At 69.3% G+C, this 14,535-nt stretch carries 14 protein-coding genes; 8 read left to right on the top strand and 6 right to left on the bottom strand.

All coding sequences use genetic code 11. The annotated features are described in order from the left end of the window. Window positions 1–349: 349 nt before the first annotated feature. On the bottom strand, window positions 350–1,444 hold the full coding sequence (locus MKK65_RS04700) for a glycosyltransferase family 4 protein (protein WP_243955854.1): 1,095 nt from the start codon (window positions 1,442–1,444) through the stop codon (window positions 350–352). A 185-nt stretch (window positions 1,445–1,629) separates the two neighbouring features. On the opposite strand from MKK65_RS04700, the gene MKK65_RS04695 reads away from it, so the two are divergent. The 5 genes from MKK65_RS04695 to MKK65_RS04675 all read left to right on the top strand — a co-directional run bounded on the left by MKK65_RS04695 (window position 1,630) and on the right by MKK65_RS04675 (window position 5,944). Beyond that, entirely contained in the window at window positions 1,630–2,328 is a 699-nt protein-coding gene (locus MKK65_RS04695) for a cytochrome b/b6 domain-containing protein (protein ID WP_243955852.1), read from the top strand. After that, entirely contained in the window at window positions 2,325–3,065 is a 741-nt protein-coding gene (locus MKK65_RS04690; RefSeq protein ID WP_058193964.1) for a molybdopterin-dependent oxidoreductase, read from the top strand. Before MKK65_RS04695 ends, MKK65_RS04690 begins: the two co-directional genes overlap by 4 nt. Window positions 3,066–3,104: 39 nt before the next feature. Continuing rightward, complete coding sequence (locus MKK65_RS04685; protein ID WP_243955850.1) at window positions 3,105–4,091, top strand: SPFH domain-containing protein; 987 nt, start codon at window positions 3,105–3,107, stop codon at window positions 4,089–4,091. 153 nt (window positions 4,092–4,244) lie between these two features. Beyond that, a complete protein-coding gene (locus MKK65_RS04680; protein ID WP_243955848.1) occupies window positions 4,245–4,994 on the top strand; it encodes a bacteriorhodopsin in 750 nt (249 codons plus the stop codon). Between the two features lie 5 nt (window positions 4,995–4,999). Then, window positions 5,000–5,944 (top strand): Brp/Blh family beta-carotene 15,15'-dioxygenase, encoded by a 945-nt coding sequence (locus MKK65_RS04675; protein ID WP_243955840.1) that lies wholly within the window; start codon window positions 5,000–5,002, stop codon window positions 5,942–5,944. 322 nt (window positions 5,945–6,266) lie between these two features. On the opposite strand, the gene MKK65_RS04670 is transcribed toward MKK65_RS04675, so the two are convergent. Then, complete coding sequence (locus MKK65_RS04670; protein ID WP_243955833.1) at window positions 6,267–7,955, bottom strand: methyl-accepting chemotaxis protein; 1,689 nt, start codon at window positions 7,953–7,955, stop codon at window positions 6,267–6,269. Window positions 7,956–8,340: 385 nt separating this feature from the next. Next, window positions 8,341–11,217 (bottom strand): phosphoenolpyruvate carboxylase, encoded by a 2,877-nt coding sequence (locus MKK65_RS04665; protein WP_243955831.1) that lies wholly within the window; start codon window positions 11,215–11,217, stop codon window positions 8,341–8,343. Window positions 11,218–11,324: 107 nt separating this feature from the next. Here MKK65_RS04665 and MKK65_RS04660 point away from each other — a divergent pair, with 107 nt between their 5' ends. Beyond that, on the top strand, window positions 11,325–11,627 hold the full coding sequence (locus MKK65_RS04660; RefSeq protein ID WP_243955829.1) for a hypothetical protein: 303 nt from the start codon (window positions 11,325–11,327) through the stop codon (window positions 11,625–11,627). Beyond that, window positions 11,624–12,268, top strand: a complete 645-nt coding sequence (locus MKK65_RS04655) for a hypothetical protein (protein WP_243955821.1) — start codon at window positions 11,624–11,626, stop codon at window positions 12,266–12,268. Before MKK65_RS04660 ends, MKK65_RS04655 begins: the two co-directional genes overlap by 4 nt. A gap of 4 nt (window positions 12,269–12,272) precedes the next feature. Here the strand turns inward: MKK65_RS04655 and MKK65_RS04650 are convergent, their stop codons facing one another. Beyond that, window positions 12,273–12,632, bottom strand: a complete 360-nt coding sequence (locus MKK65_RS04650) for a ComEA family DNA-binding protein (protein ID WP_243955819.1) — start codon at window positions 12,630–12,632, stop codon at window positions 12,273–12,275. A 225-nt stretch (window positions 12,633–12,857) separates the two neighbouring features. Here MKK65_RS04650 and rpmF point away from each other — a divergent pair, with 225 nt between their 5' ends. After that, a complete protein-coding gene (gene rpmF / locus MKK65_RS04645) occupies window positions 12,858–13,046 on the top strand; it encodes a 50S ribosomal protein L32 (RefSeq protein WP_003601373.1) in 189 nt (62 codons plus the stop codon). Window positions 13,047–13,349: 303 nt separating this feature from the next. On the opposite strand, the gene MKK65_RS04640 is transcribed toward rpmF, so the two are convergent. Both MKK65_RS04640 and phaR read right to left on the bottom strand, forming a co-directional pair. Then, on the bottom strand, window positions 13,350–13,664 hold the full coding sequence (locus MKK65_RS04640) for a hypothetical protein (protein ID WP_243955817.1): 315 nt from the start codon (window positions 13,662–13,664) through the stop codon (window positions 13,350–13,352). A 121-nt stretch (window positions 13,665–13,785) separates the two neighbouring features. Beyond that, window positions 13,786–14,379, bottom strand: coding sequence for a polyhydroxyalkanoate synthesis repressor PhaR (phaR, locus tag MKK65_RS04635; protein WP_243955815.1), 594 nt, complete (start codon window positions 14,377–14,379; stop codon window positions 13,786–13,788). Window positions 14,380–14,535: the final 156 nt, after the last annotated feature.

Below are 14,535 nucleotides of genomic sequence, written 5' to 3'. Positions count from 1 at the left end.
GGCCGGTGTCGAGCATTGTGTTCGCCGACCGCAGTACGGCGTGTGCGGGGCACAACAGGAGGGCCGGGCCGGCCTTGGCCTGGCCCCTCCCCCCCCCCTCTGCGGCGGCGGGATGGCCGGCCGTCAGGGCGGGTCGGGAGGGGAGCACCTCGAGGGTTCGGGACCTCTCCCCATCCGCCACGCGTGCGGACTCGGCGCACCCCTCTCCCGGCCCGCTTCGGGGGCCACCCTCCCCCGCAGAGGGGGGAGGGAGAGCCGCAGTGTTTCCTGTGTCTTCTGTGACCCCGATGTGTGGATCTGCAAGCCCCCAAGGGGGAGGGGAAAACGCGTCGTGTTTCCGGGACTTATTCTACGCCCGTCCCCCGGCCACCCGCAGCGTCGGCCGCGCCCGCTCGGCACAGCGCGCGATCACGGCATCGTAGGTCTCGAGGTAGCGCTCGGTCATGGCGGCGGCGTCATAGAGCGCCTCCGCCCGGTCGCGGCAGGCCCGGCGCGACAGGCCGGCCGCCTCGCGGATCGCCACCGATAGATCGTGCGAATCATCCGGCCGTGCGAGGCGACCGCACTGCGCGTCGAGGATGTCGGGCAGGGCGCCCCGGCGGAAGGCCGCCACCGGCGTGCCGCAGGCCAAAGCCTCGGCGACCACGAGGCCGAACGGCTCCTCCCAGCGGGGCGAGACGATCGCCACCCGGGCGCGGCCGAGATGGTGGGCGAGGTCCCGGTGCGAGAGGTGCCCGAGATGGGTCAGGTCCGGCCCGAGCCGCGGGGCGATCTCGGCCGCCCAGTAGCCGGGATTGAGCTTCGGGCCCGCGAATTTTAGCGGCAAGCCGGCCGCGCGGGCGGCGTCGATGGCGAGGTGGAGCCCCTTTTCGGGCACGATCCGGCCGGACCAGAACACGAAGGGCGTCGCGTCGGGCGTCTCGGAATATGCGAAGGTCGAGAGATCGACGCCGTTATCGACGACCTGCGCGCCGGGCACGAGCGATTCCCATTCCTGGGCGAGCGACGGCGACACCGCCAGGAAGGCCATGTCGGGATCGGCCTGCACCACCCCGGAGACCAGGGCGTCGAAGGGCGGCGTGTGCAAAACCGTGACCCAGGGCAGGCCGAGCCGGGCGCTCTGCTGCAGCGGCAACGCATGAAGGGCGTTGTTGTGCACCAGGTCGAAGCCCCCGGCCGCGACCATCTCCATCATCCGCCGGTAGGCGTCGTATTCGGCCTTGTCGATCGCTTCCTCGCGCTCCGGATCGGACAGGGCGTCCCCGGTCGGATCGCACAGCATCACCGGATCCAGCGCCGGGTCCGAGCCCCGGCTTGCGAACAGCGTCACGTCGTGCCCGTGCCGCTTCAACGCCACGGTGAGGAGATGGGTGTGCATCTCCAGACCGCCGGCATAGGGCTGGCCGATCGGGTACTTCAGATGTGCCAGGACAGCGATCTTCACGCGCGCACCGCATCCGGTTGTGTGGGGATCTTTGCCGGCCGCAGCGGAGCGAAAGGAAAATCGTCCGCAGCGAGCGTGGCGGGTATCATGCCCATCGTTTCTTCACCAAGCGTTGCGTCATCGGCACCGGGAGCGACGACGGACGCAGCGCGTTCCCATGTCCATAAGGGCTGTGGTCTGAACCGATGATGATCGAGACGACAGGTCGACCATTCAGCCGCGTGCGCCATCCGGCCTGGGTGCGCCTGACCCATTGGATCGGCGCCGCCGCGACGCTCGCGCTCATGGTGAGCGGAACCGCGATCCTGCTGGCCCTGCCGAAGCTGTTCTGGGGGGAGACCGGGTCCAACAGCGCGCCGGCCTGGATCACGCTGCCCCTGCCGGTCGATCTCGAGCAGACCGGCTGGGCGCGCAACCTTCATTTCCTGGCCGCCTGGATCTTCGTCCTCAACGGCGCCGCCTATCTGGCCCTCGCCCTGTTGCGCGGGCATCTGCGGCGGCGCCTCCTGCCGGCGCCGGCCGAGATCAAGCCCCGGGCGCTGGCCGGCGAAATCCGGGACCATCTGCGCCTGCGCGGCGGGGCGCCGCCGACCGGCCGCTACAACGCGCTCCAGAAGATCGCCTATCTCGGGGTCCTGCTGGTGCTGGCGCCGCTGATTCTGCTCACCGGCCTGACGATGTCGCCGGGCGTCACCGCGGCCTGGCCGGAACTGTTCACCCTGTTCGGCGGCCGGCAATCGGCCCGGACGATCCACTTCCTCTCGGCCTTCGCGATGGTCGCATTCCTCGCCATCCACATCTGGCAGGTGCTGGCCAACCGGCCGGTGGCGCTGATGCGCGGCATGATTCTCGGGCGGGCCGGCAACGCGGAGGAGACCCGATGAGCGCGCTGACCCGGCGCCGCCTGGTCCTCGGAACCGCCGGGTTCGGCGCGGCCGGCCTCGTAGGCGGCTGCGATCCCGGTGCGCCGCAACTGCGCCCCAACCCCTACGGCCTGAGCGACTGGCTGACCTTCGCCGGGCAGCGCCTGCTGTTGGCGCGCCAGCCGCTCGCCCGGGAATTCGGGCCCGAGGCGATCTCGGCGGTGTTCCCGACCATCAACACCACCGACCCGGACGATCCGGCCTATCGCCGCTCGAAAGCGGCCGGCTTCTCGGATTGGCGCCTGCCGGTGACCGGCCTCGTCGCGCGGCCGGGGGCGTTCTCCCTGGCGGAGCTGAAGGCGATGCCGGCGCGCACGCAGATCACGCTCCATTCCTGCGAGCAGGGCTGGTCGGCGATCGGCCAATGGACCGGCGTGCCGCTCGCGCAGGTGCTCGCCGCCGCCGGGATGCGCCCGGAGGCGCGCTACGTGGTGATCCGCACCGTCGACGGCTGGTGGGACAGCTACGACCTGTTCGACGCCCTGCACCCACAGACGATCCTGGCCTACGGCATGAACGGCGCCGACCTGCCGGTGGCTCACGGCGCTCCTGTTCGCCTGCGGGTGGAGCGCCAGCTCGGCTACAAGTCCTTGAAATACCTCAGCAGCATCGAGGCCGTGGACCGGGTCGACGGCATCGGCCACGGCCGCGGCAGCATGGTCGCGGGCCTCGGATTCAGCTGGTACGCTGGCATCTGAGCCGCCCGATGCGCGGCGGGCAAGGGGGGCTTGGCGGCGATGGATCTCACGATCGGGCTGAGCACGTTCGCGGTCGGCGCGGCGGCGCTGGCGGTGATCACGCTGGCGGCCGGCGTGAAGATGATCCCGCAGGGTCACGTGTTCACGGTGGAGCGGTTCGGCCGCTACAACCGCACGCTGGAGTCCGGCCTCGGCCTGATCATCCCGTTCGTCGAGCGCATCGGCCGCCGGATGAACGTGATGGAGCAGGTCATCGACGTCCCGAGCCAGCAGGCCTTCACCCGCGACAATGCCGGCGTGACCATCGACGCGGTGGTCTTCTACCAGGTGCTCGACGCGGCCCGGGCCTCCTACGAGGTCGCGAATCTCGACCTGGCCATGACCACCCTGACCATGACCAACATCCGCACCGTGGTCGGCTCGATGGATCTCGACCAGCTCCTCGCCCACCGGGACCAGATCAACGAGCGCCTGCTGCGGGTTCTGGACGCGGCGGCCTCGCCCTGGGGCGTGAAGATCAACCGCATCGAGATCAAGGACATCGTCCCGCCCGCCGACCTCGCCGGCGCCATGGCCCGCCAGATGAAGGCCGAGCGCGAGAAGCGCACCTCGATCCTGGAGGCGGAGGGCCAGCGCGCCGCAGAGATCCTGCGGGCCGAGGGGCGCAAGCAATCGGCGATCCTGGAGGCGGAGGGCCGCCGCGAGGCCGCGTTCCGCGATGCCGAGGCGCGCGAGCGCTCCGCCGAGGCCGAGGCGGCGGCGACCGGGATGGTCAGCCGGGCGATCGCCGAGGGCGACATCGCGGCGGCAAAACCTGCCCGCCGGGGGACGGGTGCGGGTGGTCGGGCTCTCGGGGACGGTGCTGCGGGTGGAGGCGGCGTGAGGCGCCGGATAGGCCCGCCGCGGCATTCTGACGGCGATCACCCGATCCGTCGCGGCCGGACGGTTCCGCGGGCGGACAGGCCTCGCGGCGCGGTGCGACCCTTTATCGTCCGTCGGGGCGAACACCTTCTGGCAGCTGGGTAAACCGGCTCGGACGTCCGCGCGCAGTGCAACGCGGAGCGTCCTCTCACTCGACCGTGACCATCGTCCGACGCAACAATCACGACGGGCGCAGATTGGGCAGGCGGCCGCCACGTTTCCTGGCGTGCCTTTCATCCCTGTTCCGACGAGATATCAATGACGCCTCAATTCTGGCTGTGGCTGGGCTTTGCCGGCATGGCCGCCGGCGCCGCCGTGATCCTGTTCATGGCAAAGCGACGGACCCCGGCCGAAGAAGCGGACGGGATCATCCACGGCATCGTGCCGATCATCGCGGCCTGCTCCTACTTCGCCATGGCGACCGGGCAGGGGAGTCTGGTTCTTCCCGCCGGCCCTGATGCCGCGGAAGCCGCGCGGCAGTTCTACTTCGCGCGCTACATCGACTGGACCTTCACCACGCCCCTGCTGCTGCTCGGCCTCTCGCGGACCGCGATGCATTCCGGGATGCGCCGGCCGGCCGTGGTCTGGGGGCTGATCGGGTCCGACCTGATCATGATCGTGACGGCTCTGGCCTTCGGTCTGTCCAACGTCGCTGCGGTGAAGTGGACCTGGTTCGCCATCTCCTGCGGCGCGTTCGTCGCCGTGTTCTACGGGATCTTCGTGCAGCTGCGTGAGGAGAATGCCAGCGAGCGCGCCGATGTGCGGAAAGCCTTCCTGCGCAATGCCGTGTTCCTGACCGGCGTCTGGTGTGCCTACCCGGTGGTGCTGCTCATCGGACAGGACGGCCTCGGTTTCCTGTCGCCGACCCTCGCCCTGGCGGTGATCGCGATCTTGGATCTCACCGCCAAGGTCGTCTACGGCATCATGGCCACGCTGGAGACGACCCGGGCCGTCGACCGCGACCTGATGGAAAGCCCGAAAGCCGCTCCGCTGCGCCGGGCGGCCTGACGCGGATGGCGGCTCCTTCGTCCATCCTCTCCCGCGGGGAGTCTGTCCGGGCGAGCCGCCATCCCGTTCCTGTATCGGGGACGGCGCCGCTGCGGCTGGCCGGTGCGCTCGTCGCTGCCGGTCTCGTCGCCTCCGCAATCCTGCCGCGCGAGACCGCGTGGCTCGTCGCGCTGACGGTCGTGATCGTCCTCGGGGTGCCCCACGGCGCTCTGGACGGGGCCGTGGCGGCCCCTCTGCTGCGCCCCCGCTTCGGACGCATGTGGTTCGCGGTCTTTGCCGTGCCGTATCTCGGGCTTTCGGCCCTGGTCCTCCTGGCTTGGCAGGTGGCGCCCCTCGCTACCCTGGCGGGCTTCCTGGCGCTGTCGGTGCTGCATTTCGGTGAGGAGGATGCCGGCCCGAGCCGGCACTTTGAGGCCCTCGTCCGCGGCGGGCTCCCGATCGCCCTGCCGGCTCTGCTGCGGCCTGAGGAGACGGCCGGGCTTTTTGCGGTGGTCACGCGGGTGCCGATGCCGCAGCTCCCCGTGTGGTGGGCGGCTGCGGCCTGGGTCTGGGTCGCCGTTACGGCAATCTGGTTGTTGACGGGGCCACGGCGGACGTCCGTGCTCATCGAGATGGCGCTTCTCGCGCTCGCCTTCTGGTCTCTGCCGCCGCTGACCGCGTTCACCCTGTATTTCGTCGGCCTTCACGGCCCCCGGCATGTGCGCGCCTTGTTGGCGGATCCGACGAAGGCCCCCGGTGTCGATACGATCCGGCGCGCGGTCCATGCGGCGCTGCCGGTCTTCGGGCTGACGCTTCTCCTCGGCGCGGCGCTCTGGCCGCTCTACGCGCCCGGCGCCCCCGATGCGCCGGCGAACCTGCTGACCCTGACACTCCAGATGCTGTCGGCCCTCACCGTGCCGCACATCCTGCTCGACCGGATCGCGACCCGGTATCCCGCTCGGGGCTCGTAACGGCTGGTGGGCCCCTGGCGGCGTCAGTCGCCTCGTCCGATCGGACCACATGCTGCATCAACCCCGAGATCTCCCGCACCGGGTCTAAGGGGCAGCGGATCGGCCGGAACAGGTCGGCAAGCTCGGTCTCGTGGATGTCGGCGTCCCGGGGCTGGCCGGTCAACGGTCTGGCCGAGCGTCGAATCCGGGGTGAGGGAGACGATTCGGCGAGCGGCGTCAGGCCGCTCGCCATGTCGACGCAGCGGAGCGTGCGATGGGCCGTGACCGTATAAACGGTCACGGCGGTTTCCTGTCCGAATCCGTATCCTTGGGAGGCCCGGCCTTACGCGGCCCGCACCGTCTTCAGGAAGCTGCTCACCTCGGTCGAGAGATGCTCGGACTGGCGTGACAGCGCGGAGGCCGAGCTGAGGACATGGGCTGCCGCGGCGCCGGTTTGCTCGGAGGCCTGGGCGACGCCGACGATGTTGCCGGTCACCGCGCTCGTGCCCGTCGAGGCCTGGGCGACGTTCCGGACGATCTCCTGGGTCGCTGCACCCTGTTGTTCCACCGCCGCCGCGATGGATGTGGCGACGGTGTCGATCTCGCGGATGCGGGCGGTGATCGTGGCGATCGCATCGACCGCCTGTTCGGTGACGCCCTGCACCGCGCCGATCTGGCGGGCGATCTCATCGGTGGCCCGCGCCGTCTGGCTGGCCAGTTCCTTGACCTCGGTGGCGACCACGGCGAAGCCACGGCCGGCCTCGCCGGCACGTGCGGCCTCGATCGTGGCGTTGAGCGCCAGCAGGTTCGTCTGGCTCGCGATGTTGGCGATCAGGCCGACCATGTCGCCGATCTTGGCCGAGGTCTGGCTGAGCACCTGTACGAGCTGCGTGGTCTGGTCGGCGTCCAGGACCGCCGCCTTGGCGAGGTTTGTCGAGCCCGTGACCTGACGGCCGATCTCGCTGACGGACGAGCCGAGTTCCTCGGCCGCCGCCGCGACGGTCTGGACGTTGGTGGCGGCCTCTTCGGCGGCCGCTGCGACGTTCGTGGATTGCACTGCGGTCTCAGTCGCGGTCTTGGTCATCGTCTGCGCCGTGGCCTGCAGCTCGATCGCCGCGTCTGAGACGAGGCCGACGATGCCACCCACGGCGGCTTCGAAGTTGTCGGCGAGCTCCATCATGGTGCGCTGGCGTGCCGCGGCGGCGGCGGCATCGGCGGCCTGGCGCAGCGCCGCCTCTTCGCCCGCCTTGCGGGCGACCATGGATTTGATGTTCTCGACGGCCCGGCCGAGGGCGCCGATTTCGTCCGTGCGCTGCGCTTCGCGGATCTCGGCGTCGATCTCGCCGCTCGCCATGCGTTGGAGAGCCGCCACCAGCCGGACGAGCGGCCGTTGGATGTTGAGCATCAGCAGGATCGCCGCCGCAAGCAGGCTCAGGAGCAGCGCCGCACCCGCGACCAGGCCGATGCTTGTCGCCGCACTGACCTGTCCGAAGGCCGTCTGCAGTGCAGCCTCGGTGAAGCGATTGGCGTTCGCCACCGAGGCATTGATCGTCTTCTCGCCACGCTCGCTCAGGTCGGCGATCTGCTTGCGGGCCGCCCCTGCTCGGGCACTGTCGACCTCCCGGCCGTACAGGTCCGCGCGGCCGATCTGGACATAGTCGCGCAAGGCCGCGGCCAGGTCGCGCAGATGGCGCGCGCTCTCCTGAAGGACGTCCGGCTTCAATGCGATCGCGATCGGGCGTTCCAAGCCCCTGGAGGCCGCCGCCGCCTCGTCCAATGCCGCCGTCGCGACCTTCTCCGCCTCCGGTCCGGTCCGCGCCAGATCGATGGCCTTGTAGTCGACCTGGATCCGATTCAGGGCGAGCTGAGCCTGAGAGATGCCGAGGAGGATCGCCTGTTCGCGCGCCAGCGCTTCGGTCGCCATCCGGATCTGTGTGTTGCTGCTCCACTGGTTATAGATCACACCGGCGGCGATCAGGCCAGTCAACGTTGTAGACAGCGTAAGTTTGCGACCGATGCTGAGACTGGGCATGATGTGTACTTGAACCTGCGATAGAACGAGATCTTTCGTCGGCCCGTTCGAATTTCTTTGCTAAAGAAAAATGCCGATCTGGGCGACACTCTATCGGCAACCGTATGAATTTATGCTTTCGAGTCAAATAAAATTATTTTCTAAACACCGTTAGGATCGCAATAATTCAAAATCCGATCGTCTGTTTCTTATCTCGATGATTTATATTCGAACCTGCTGAGTGTTAAATTTTGTTCACGATTGCGAGGATGTCGATCTATGCCGCCGTTTTCGGACGTGCTCGAAGTATCGAGTGTGCGATTGCATCGGAGGCCCGGTGCGATCGCGCGCTGTGGCCTTCGGCATCGCGTCCGGTGAACCCGTGCGCACGTCTGTGCGCAGGGTTCTACCCGAACGCTCCGACCTCGTGCTGGATCATCCCCGAGATCTCCCGCACTTGGTCGAACAGGCGGCGGATCGGCTGGAACAGGTTGGCATGCTCGGCCTCGTAGGTGCCGACATCCCGGGGGCCGGCCGGTTCGCCGAAATTCAGGCCGAGCGTCGGATCCGGGGTGACGGGAAAGATCTCGTCGAGGAGCGTCAGGCACCCGTCGATGTCGAGACGCAGGAACCGCTCCAGCAGCTGCTCGCGGGAGATGCCGGCTTGCGGCCGGAATCCCGGGATGTGCACGGCCAGGAACCAGATCCGGTGGATCAGCGCCAGGCGCAGGGCGTGCAGCAGGGTCAGGCGGGCCGACATACCCGGCAGGTCCGGGGCGGCGGTGGTGAGCGCCAGCCAGTCTCGGGTCAACCGACCGAACAGGCCGCGCAGCGACGCCGCGAGGTCGAGCCGCTCCAGGGCGCCGGCGATCACGACCAGCTCCTCCCGGCGGAAATCCTTCCGGGTGCGCCGGGCCCGCTCCAGCCAGACGGCCGGGTCGAGGGTGTCGATATAGGCGCGCAGCACGTCGAGATCGCCCACCGCTGCGGCGTGCTGGACTAGCCGGAACGCCCGCGAGAAGCGGACCGAATCCCGGCGCATGTCGCGGAACAGGTCGGGGCCGCGCTGGGCGGCCCGGCCGATCCCGTGGAGGGAATTCGCCAGGAAGCCGAGCTGGTGCAGGATCGCGTTGTTCGGGATCGCCCGCATCTGGGTCGGATGGGTGATCCGCGCCGGCCCGCCCGTGTCGGTCTGGCGGGCCACCGGGCGGGAGCCGGTGCGGTCGATCAGGCTCGGGCCGAAGGTGCCGAGCAGGGCGGCGTAGCCGGCATCGTCGACCAGCGCCTCCATGTCCTGCCGGGCGGCGGTGAAGAATTCCAGGGCGAAATCCGGCTCCGAATAAATCGGGTCGTCCTTGGAATCGGTGCGCGCCGCATCGTCGTTTAGGGCATAATCCGAAAAGCTGTCCTCCTCGGCGATGTCGAGGGCGTAGACGTGCTCGGCGATGCGGGCGACGCTGGCCTGAGCCAGCGCCTCGGTGCCGTAGAGCAGGTAGCCGTCGGTGCCCTGGAAGCTCGATTCGAGCCGCACCTTCAGGCCGGCCTTGCGGGCGCGGTCGCGGGCATCCTCGGGGGCCAGGTAGGCGAGGCGGTCGCGCAGAGAGGTCGGGTGGGCGCCCCGGCCGATCGATTCGCCGTGGGTGTCGAAGATCGCGAGTTCGACATCGGCCAAGCCGTTCTGGACCAGCATCTCGGTGATGCGCAGGCGCAGCCGCTCGATCCAGAAGGTGGCGGCGAGCTGGCCGACATAGCGGCCGGAATCCGAGTAGCCGAACTGCACGGTCAGCCGGCCGATGCGCTTCAGGTACTGGCGCCAGTGCGGGTTGCGCAGGGCGTCGTCGAGCACCCGGATGCCCTGTTCCAGGGCGCTCGCGGTCTCGAACAGGGGCGTGATCTCGAGCTTGTCCGCGATGCCGTAATGGCGCGCGAGCCACAGGGCGGCCAGCAGGGTGTAGCCGGTCTCGGTCTCGGCGATCAGGAAGCGCACCGGGTGGGTGCCGTCCACGTGCTTGAGGATCTGGGCGATGGTCATCATCAGCCGGGCGGCCGAGGCCCGCTCGGCGGCCAGCGCGCCGAAATCCACCGCCACCGGGCGGACGTCGTTGAGCAGGCTGTGGATGGTGGCGAGGTGCGAGCGGCGCTGGGCCGAATCCGTCGGCTCGCCCTCCAGGTCGATGACCCGGCGCACGGCGTTGTGGATCTGGCTGGCGTTCAGCCGGAAATGCGGCAGGGCGTTCGACAGGCCGTGGGTGGCGACGCCCGAGCGGAGGATCGCGATCGCCCGCTTGTCGGATTCGTCGGCGGCTTCGAGCGCGGCGGTGAGGCCGGCCACCAGGGCGCCGGCATCGGTCTGCGCCCGCTCGCGCTCGATGATCAGCGCCAGGGCGAAGCGGTGGACCGATTCGAGCGAGGGCTTGTCGCCGAGCCGGGGCGCCACCGCGAGCTGGCGGTTGACCGCGGCGAGCGCCCCCTCGGCCAGCGCGCGGACCTCCCGGCAGGCGGGGCTCTCGGGCAGGTCGCGCATCACCCGGTCGAACTGCATGCGCTTGGAGATCAGCCGGTAGCGCAGGGTGTCCCACCAGCCGATATCGGTGCGCCCGTCCGTGTCGCAGCCGACCCAGCTGACGATGGCGAAGGGCCGGGGCGTCAGCTCGGTCCAGCTGTCCCGCCAGCGGGCTCGGGCGGCGTCGAGCAGGGCGCCGTTGAACGCGTCCAGCGCGAGCCGGCCGTTATTGGCCGCCGCGCAGGCCTGCTCGAACTCGACATCTAGGGTGATCGGCGCGTCGGGCCGGGTCGAATGTGCGGCGGCCCGGGCGATCAGCTCGGCGCGGGCGGCGACATCGGCCAGGCTCGCGGCCTGGGCGAGCAGCGTTGCCACAGCCTTGGGCATGCCGAAGGTCGGGTGCGCGGTGAACACCACCGCGAAGGCGGTGTGGTGGATGAAGGCCGCGAAGGCCGAGACGCCGTCGGGGCCGTCCTTGGCCGCGGCCACGAGGCGGGCCGGGATGGCGGATTGCGGGTCGGCCGGCCCGGCCTCCAGCCCGACATAGCTGCGCAGCCGCTCCGCCCGAGCCGCGAGCGCAGCGGCGCGCAGCCGCGCGAACAGGATGTCGAGATCGCCCGCGGAAATCTCGTTGCGGTCGAACCGGCGGGTGATCGCCAGGGTCACGGCCAGGACCGGATTGCGGAACGGGTCCTCCCGGGCCTGCTCCCGGGCACTCTCGATCAGGCCGAGGAGATGGCTCTCCAGTTCCTCGGGCTCGCGGCTCGGCTCGTGTTGCATGAATCCGTCCCGGCTCCGGTCTGCTGGCCTCTACTGTTATAGGCAAGGCATGTTCCACGCGTGACGGGGTGACGGCGCCGCCGCGGGCGGCTAGAGCTTGCCGCCTCATGGAGCGCCTGCTGATCATCCTGGCCGTCCTGATCTGTGTCGTGGCCGGGGTCGCGGTCATCGCCATGGCCGCCCGCGGCCGGCGCGAGCCGCTGCGCATGGGCTCCGAACTCGACGTCGAGGACGAGCACCTTCTGATCGGCACCCTCGGACCGCAGCGGAGCCCGATCGACCGGCAGGCCGATGTGCTGGATCCGCGCCTGCTGGATGTGGAGTCGTTCGACCTGAACGCGATCCCAGCCCCCGCGCGGACGGTGCGGATCGCGCCGCCGCATCCCGAAGCACCGGATTCCGGGCGATGAGAGCTGTGATCCCCGGCACGGCGCGTCTGATGCTCGCCCTCCTGGCCGCCCCGGCGGCGCTCGCGGCACCGGCTTCTCAACCGCCGGCTCAGGTTCCCCCGGCTCCGGTCGCTCCGGCGCTAGCCGAGCCCGCTCCGGCGCCCGATCCCACCCCGGCCGCCGCTCCGCCGGCCGAGCAGCCCTGCGGGACCCGGGCGGCGCGCTACGAGGGCGGCAAGGGCTTCACCATGGTGGTCACCCGGGCCGGGCAGGTGAAGACGACGAATCCGCTCCGGCCGCTCACCCCGGAGGTGAACGAAGTTCTGCAGGTCGTGATCGCCGGCAAGGTCGCGACCGCGTACGGGCCCGATTTCACCAGCCTGCGGCGCGGCACGGCCCCGGCCACCATCGAGGCGATGCTGGGCGGGCCGATCCGTTGGGAGCCGTCCCTGCCGACCCTGGCGGACCCGATCGCCATCGTCACCGAGGAAGGCTCGACCCTGGCCCAGCTCACGTTCCGCGCCTGCCAGGATGCCCCGGCGGTCAAGGCGGCGCCGAAGCCCCAGGCCAAGAAGAAGGCTCCGGTCAAGCGCGCGGCCCCGAAGGCGGCCGAGAAGGCGCCCCCGGGCTTCTCCATGCCCCAGGGCGCGATCGCCGAGTAAGCCGCTACTTCTGCTTCGCGATGACCTTGTCCTTGATCCCGTCATAGACGCTCTGCGGGATGATCTTCTTGGACACGAGGTCATCCTTGCCGCGATAGGGGCGGCCCTTGATGATCGCGGCCGAGCGGGCGGCGCCGATGCCCGGCAGGGCGTCGAGCTCGGCGGCGCTGGCGCTGTTGAGGTCGATCAGGGCGCCCTTGGCGGCGTTGGGCGACCCGGCGACGGGGGCGCTCGGCGCCATCGGCTTGGCGGGGGCGGTCGGCGTTGCGGGGCTCGCGGTCTGCGGCGCCTGCGCCAGGGCGGGCACCGCCATCAGGCTCGAGAGCAGGACGAGGAAGGCGAAGGTCTTTTTGGAGGAAGCCATGGCGGTTCTCCCGAGGGGGCGGCCCGCTCTGCGGTGCCGTCGGAGAGATCTGGGCTCCGCGACTTGAACCCGGGCTTAACGGTTGTGGTGCGGCGCCTCTAGCCAGCGGCGGGCGCCGACGCTATAAGCGCGCCCTCATCCGTATCCCGCGGTGTGCGAGGCGATCCTCGATCGAGGAGCCGCCCGCGCGCCGCTTTGCCCGCGGCGTCACGAAGGATTTCTGTCATGGCCGTTCCGAAGCGAAAGACCTCCCCCTCCCGCCGCGGCATGCGCCGCTCGGCCGACGCCCTCAAGGCGCCGACCTATGTCGAGGACAAGGATTCGGGCGAGCTGCGCCGTCCCCACCACATCGACCTGAAGACCGGCATGTATCGCGGCCGTCAGGTTCTGAAGGTTAAGTCGGCCGAGGCGTAAGCTTCGGACTCGGTTCGACCCTTCGTCGTTCCGACCCTCGCCCTCATCCTGAAGTGTGAGCGCAGCGAGCCTCGAAGGAGTCCTCCAGACGTCTCCGTGATCCCTGGAGGGCTCCTTCGAGGCTGCTGCGCAGCATCTCAGGATGAGCGGCGTGATTTGGATGCGCCGTCAGGCTTGCATCCCGCATACTGTCATTGCGAGCGCAGCGCATCAAACTAGGGCCGGCGCGCGATCTCCTCGCGTGACGGTTCACTGGGTTGCTTCGCTGCGCTCGCAATCACGGCGCGAATAATCAAAGACACATCATGCGAGCCGGCGCGCGGTCTCGGCATAGCGTGCCGCGGCCGCTTTCGTCCGTTCCAGTCGCGACGGCGTGAGGGTCGGGTCGCTGGCGATCAGCAATTGCGCGACGAAGCCCGCCGAGGCGCGGCCCCCCTCGAATCGATCCGTCGCCACGATCGACGCGTGCGCCTCACGCCGCCCCCCATCCAGCACCACCAAAGCCCGGACCGGCGGGATCTCCTCGACCGACCCGACCGGGCCGGCAGCAGCGCCCGCCTGTCGCGCGGTCCTGCTCCAGCTTGCACCGGTCCGGCCGACTGTCCCGATCCGCGCCATTGCGACACCCTCCGCACGTTTCCGTGCCCGTGTTGCAAACGTGGGACCGCCGTTAAGGGTTCGTCAACTTATCGAAAACGCGTAGAGACGCCCGCCGTGATTGGTTTTGGCACAACCAATGTCACTTTTTAGCGAGCGCCTCGAGCCGCTGCTGCATCTCCAGCATCTGCCGCTTGAGATCGTCGAGCTCGCCGCCGGCAAAGGAAGCCGGCGCGGCCGGCGGGGCAGGGGGCTGCGTGCCCGCGGCGGGCGGCGTGAAGCCCGTGAACATCTTCATGGCGTCGCCGAAGAAGGTCATGTTGGTCCGCACCGATTGCTCGATCGCATTCTGGAACGCGGCCGGTCCGAAGCTGTGGGCGAATTTCTCGCGCAGGCCGTCCTGGTCCTTGGCGAAATTCGCCATCGAGAATTCCAGGAAGCTCGGCACCATGGTGCGCATGCTGTCGCCGTAGAAGCGGATCAGCTGGCGCAGGAACGCCACCGGCAGCAGGTTCTCGGCGCCCGCCTTGTTTTCCTGCTCGAAGATGATCTGCGTCAGCACCGAGCGGGTGATGTCGTCCCCCGCGCGCGCATCGTAGACGACGAAATCCTCGCCGTTCTGGACCATCGTGGCGAGGTCCTCCAGCGTCACGTAGGTCGACGTGCCCGTGTGATACAGGCGCCGATTGGCGTATTTCTTGATGACGGTCTGGGTGGCCTTGACGGTATCCGCCATCGGGAACGGCCTTTCTGGACTCTCGGGACTCTGGGGCTTTGCAGGCACGCGCGGCGCGGCCCGGCGGTGGTCGTCTTCGCGCCCGCAGCACGAACCTTAAAGCCTTCCACAGGCGCAGAAAACAGCAAACTGCACGTCTTCAACGCAGAATAATGC

Source organism: Methylobacterium sp. J-001, from assembly GCF_022829565.1.
GTDB lineage: Bacteria > Pseudomonadota > Alphaproteobacteria > Rhizobiales > Beijerinckiaceae > Methylobacterium.
This window is presented reverse-complemented; position numbering and strand designations above follow the sequence as displayed.

What these genes read in the sequence shown, in the direction of transcription:
- MKK65_RS04680 (WP_243955848.1), top strand. Translation starts at nt 4,245, where the DNA reads ATGACGCCTCAATTCTGGCTGTGGCTGGGCTTTGCCGGCATGGCCGCC.
- MKK65_RS04670 (WP_243955833.1), bottom strand. Translation starts at nt 7,955, where the DNA reads ATGCCCAGTCTCAGCATCGGTCGCAAACTTACGCTGTCTACAACGTTG.
- MKK65_RS04695 (WP_243955852.1), top strand. Translation starts at nt 1,630, where the DNA reads ATGATGATCGAGACGACAGGTCGACCATTCAGCCGCGTGCGCCATCCG.
- rpmF (WP_003601373.1), top strand. Translation starts at nt 12,858, where the DNA reads ATGGCCGTTCCGAAGCGAAAGACCTCCCCCTCCCGCCGCGGCATGCGC.
- MKK65_RS04690 (WP_058193964.1), top strand. Translation starts at nt 2,325, where the DNA reads ATGAGCGCGCTGACCCGGCGCCGCCTGGTCCTCGGAACCGCCGGGTTC.
- MKK65_RS04655 (WP_243955821.1), top strand. Translation starts at nt 11,624, where the DNA reads ATGAGAGCTGTGATCCCCGGCACGGCGCGTCTGATGCTCGCCCTCCTG.
- MKK65_RS04675 (WP_243955840.1), top strand. Translation starts at nt 5,000, where the DNA reads ATGGCGGCTCCTTCGTCCATCCTCTCCCGCGGGGAGTCTGTCCGGGCG.
- MKK65_RS04660 (WP_243955829.1), top strand. Translation starts at nt 11,325, where the DNA reads ATGGAGCGCCTGCTGATCATCCTGGCCGTCCTGATCTGTGTCGTGGCC.
- MKK65_RS04665 (WP_243955831.1), bottom strand. Translation starts at nt 11,217, where the DNA reads ATGCAACACGAGCCGAGCCGCGAGCCCGAGGAACTGGAGAGCCATCTC.
- MKK65_RS04650 (WP_243955819.1), bottom strand. Translation starts at nt 12,632, where the DNA reads ATGGCTTCCTCCAAAAAGACCTTCGCCTTCCTCGTCCTGCTCTCGAGC.
- phaR (WP_243955815.1), bottom strand. Translation starts at nt 14,379, where the DNA reads ATGGCGGATACCGTCAAGGCCACCCAGACCGTCATCAAGAAATACGCC.
- MKK65_RS04685 (WP_243955850.1), top strand. Translation starts at nt 3,105, where the DNA reads ATGGATCTCACGATCGGGCTGAGCACGTTCGCGGTCGGCGCGGCGGCG.
- MKK65_RS04640 (WP_243955817.1), bottom strand. Translation starts at nt 13,664, where the DNA reads ATGGCGCGGATCGGGACAGTCGGCCGGACCGGTGCAAGCTGGAGCAGG.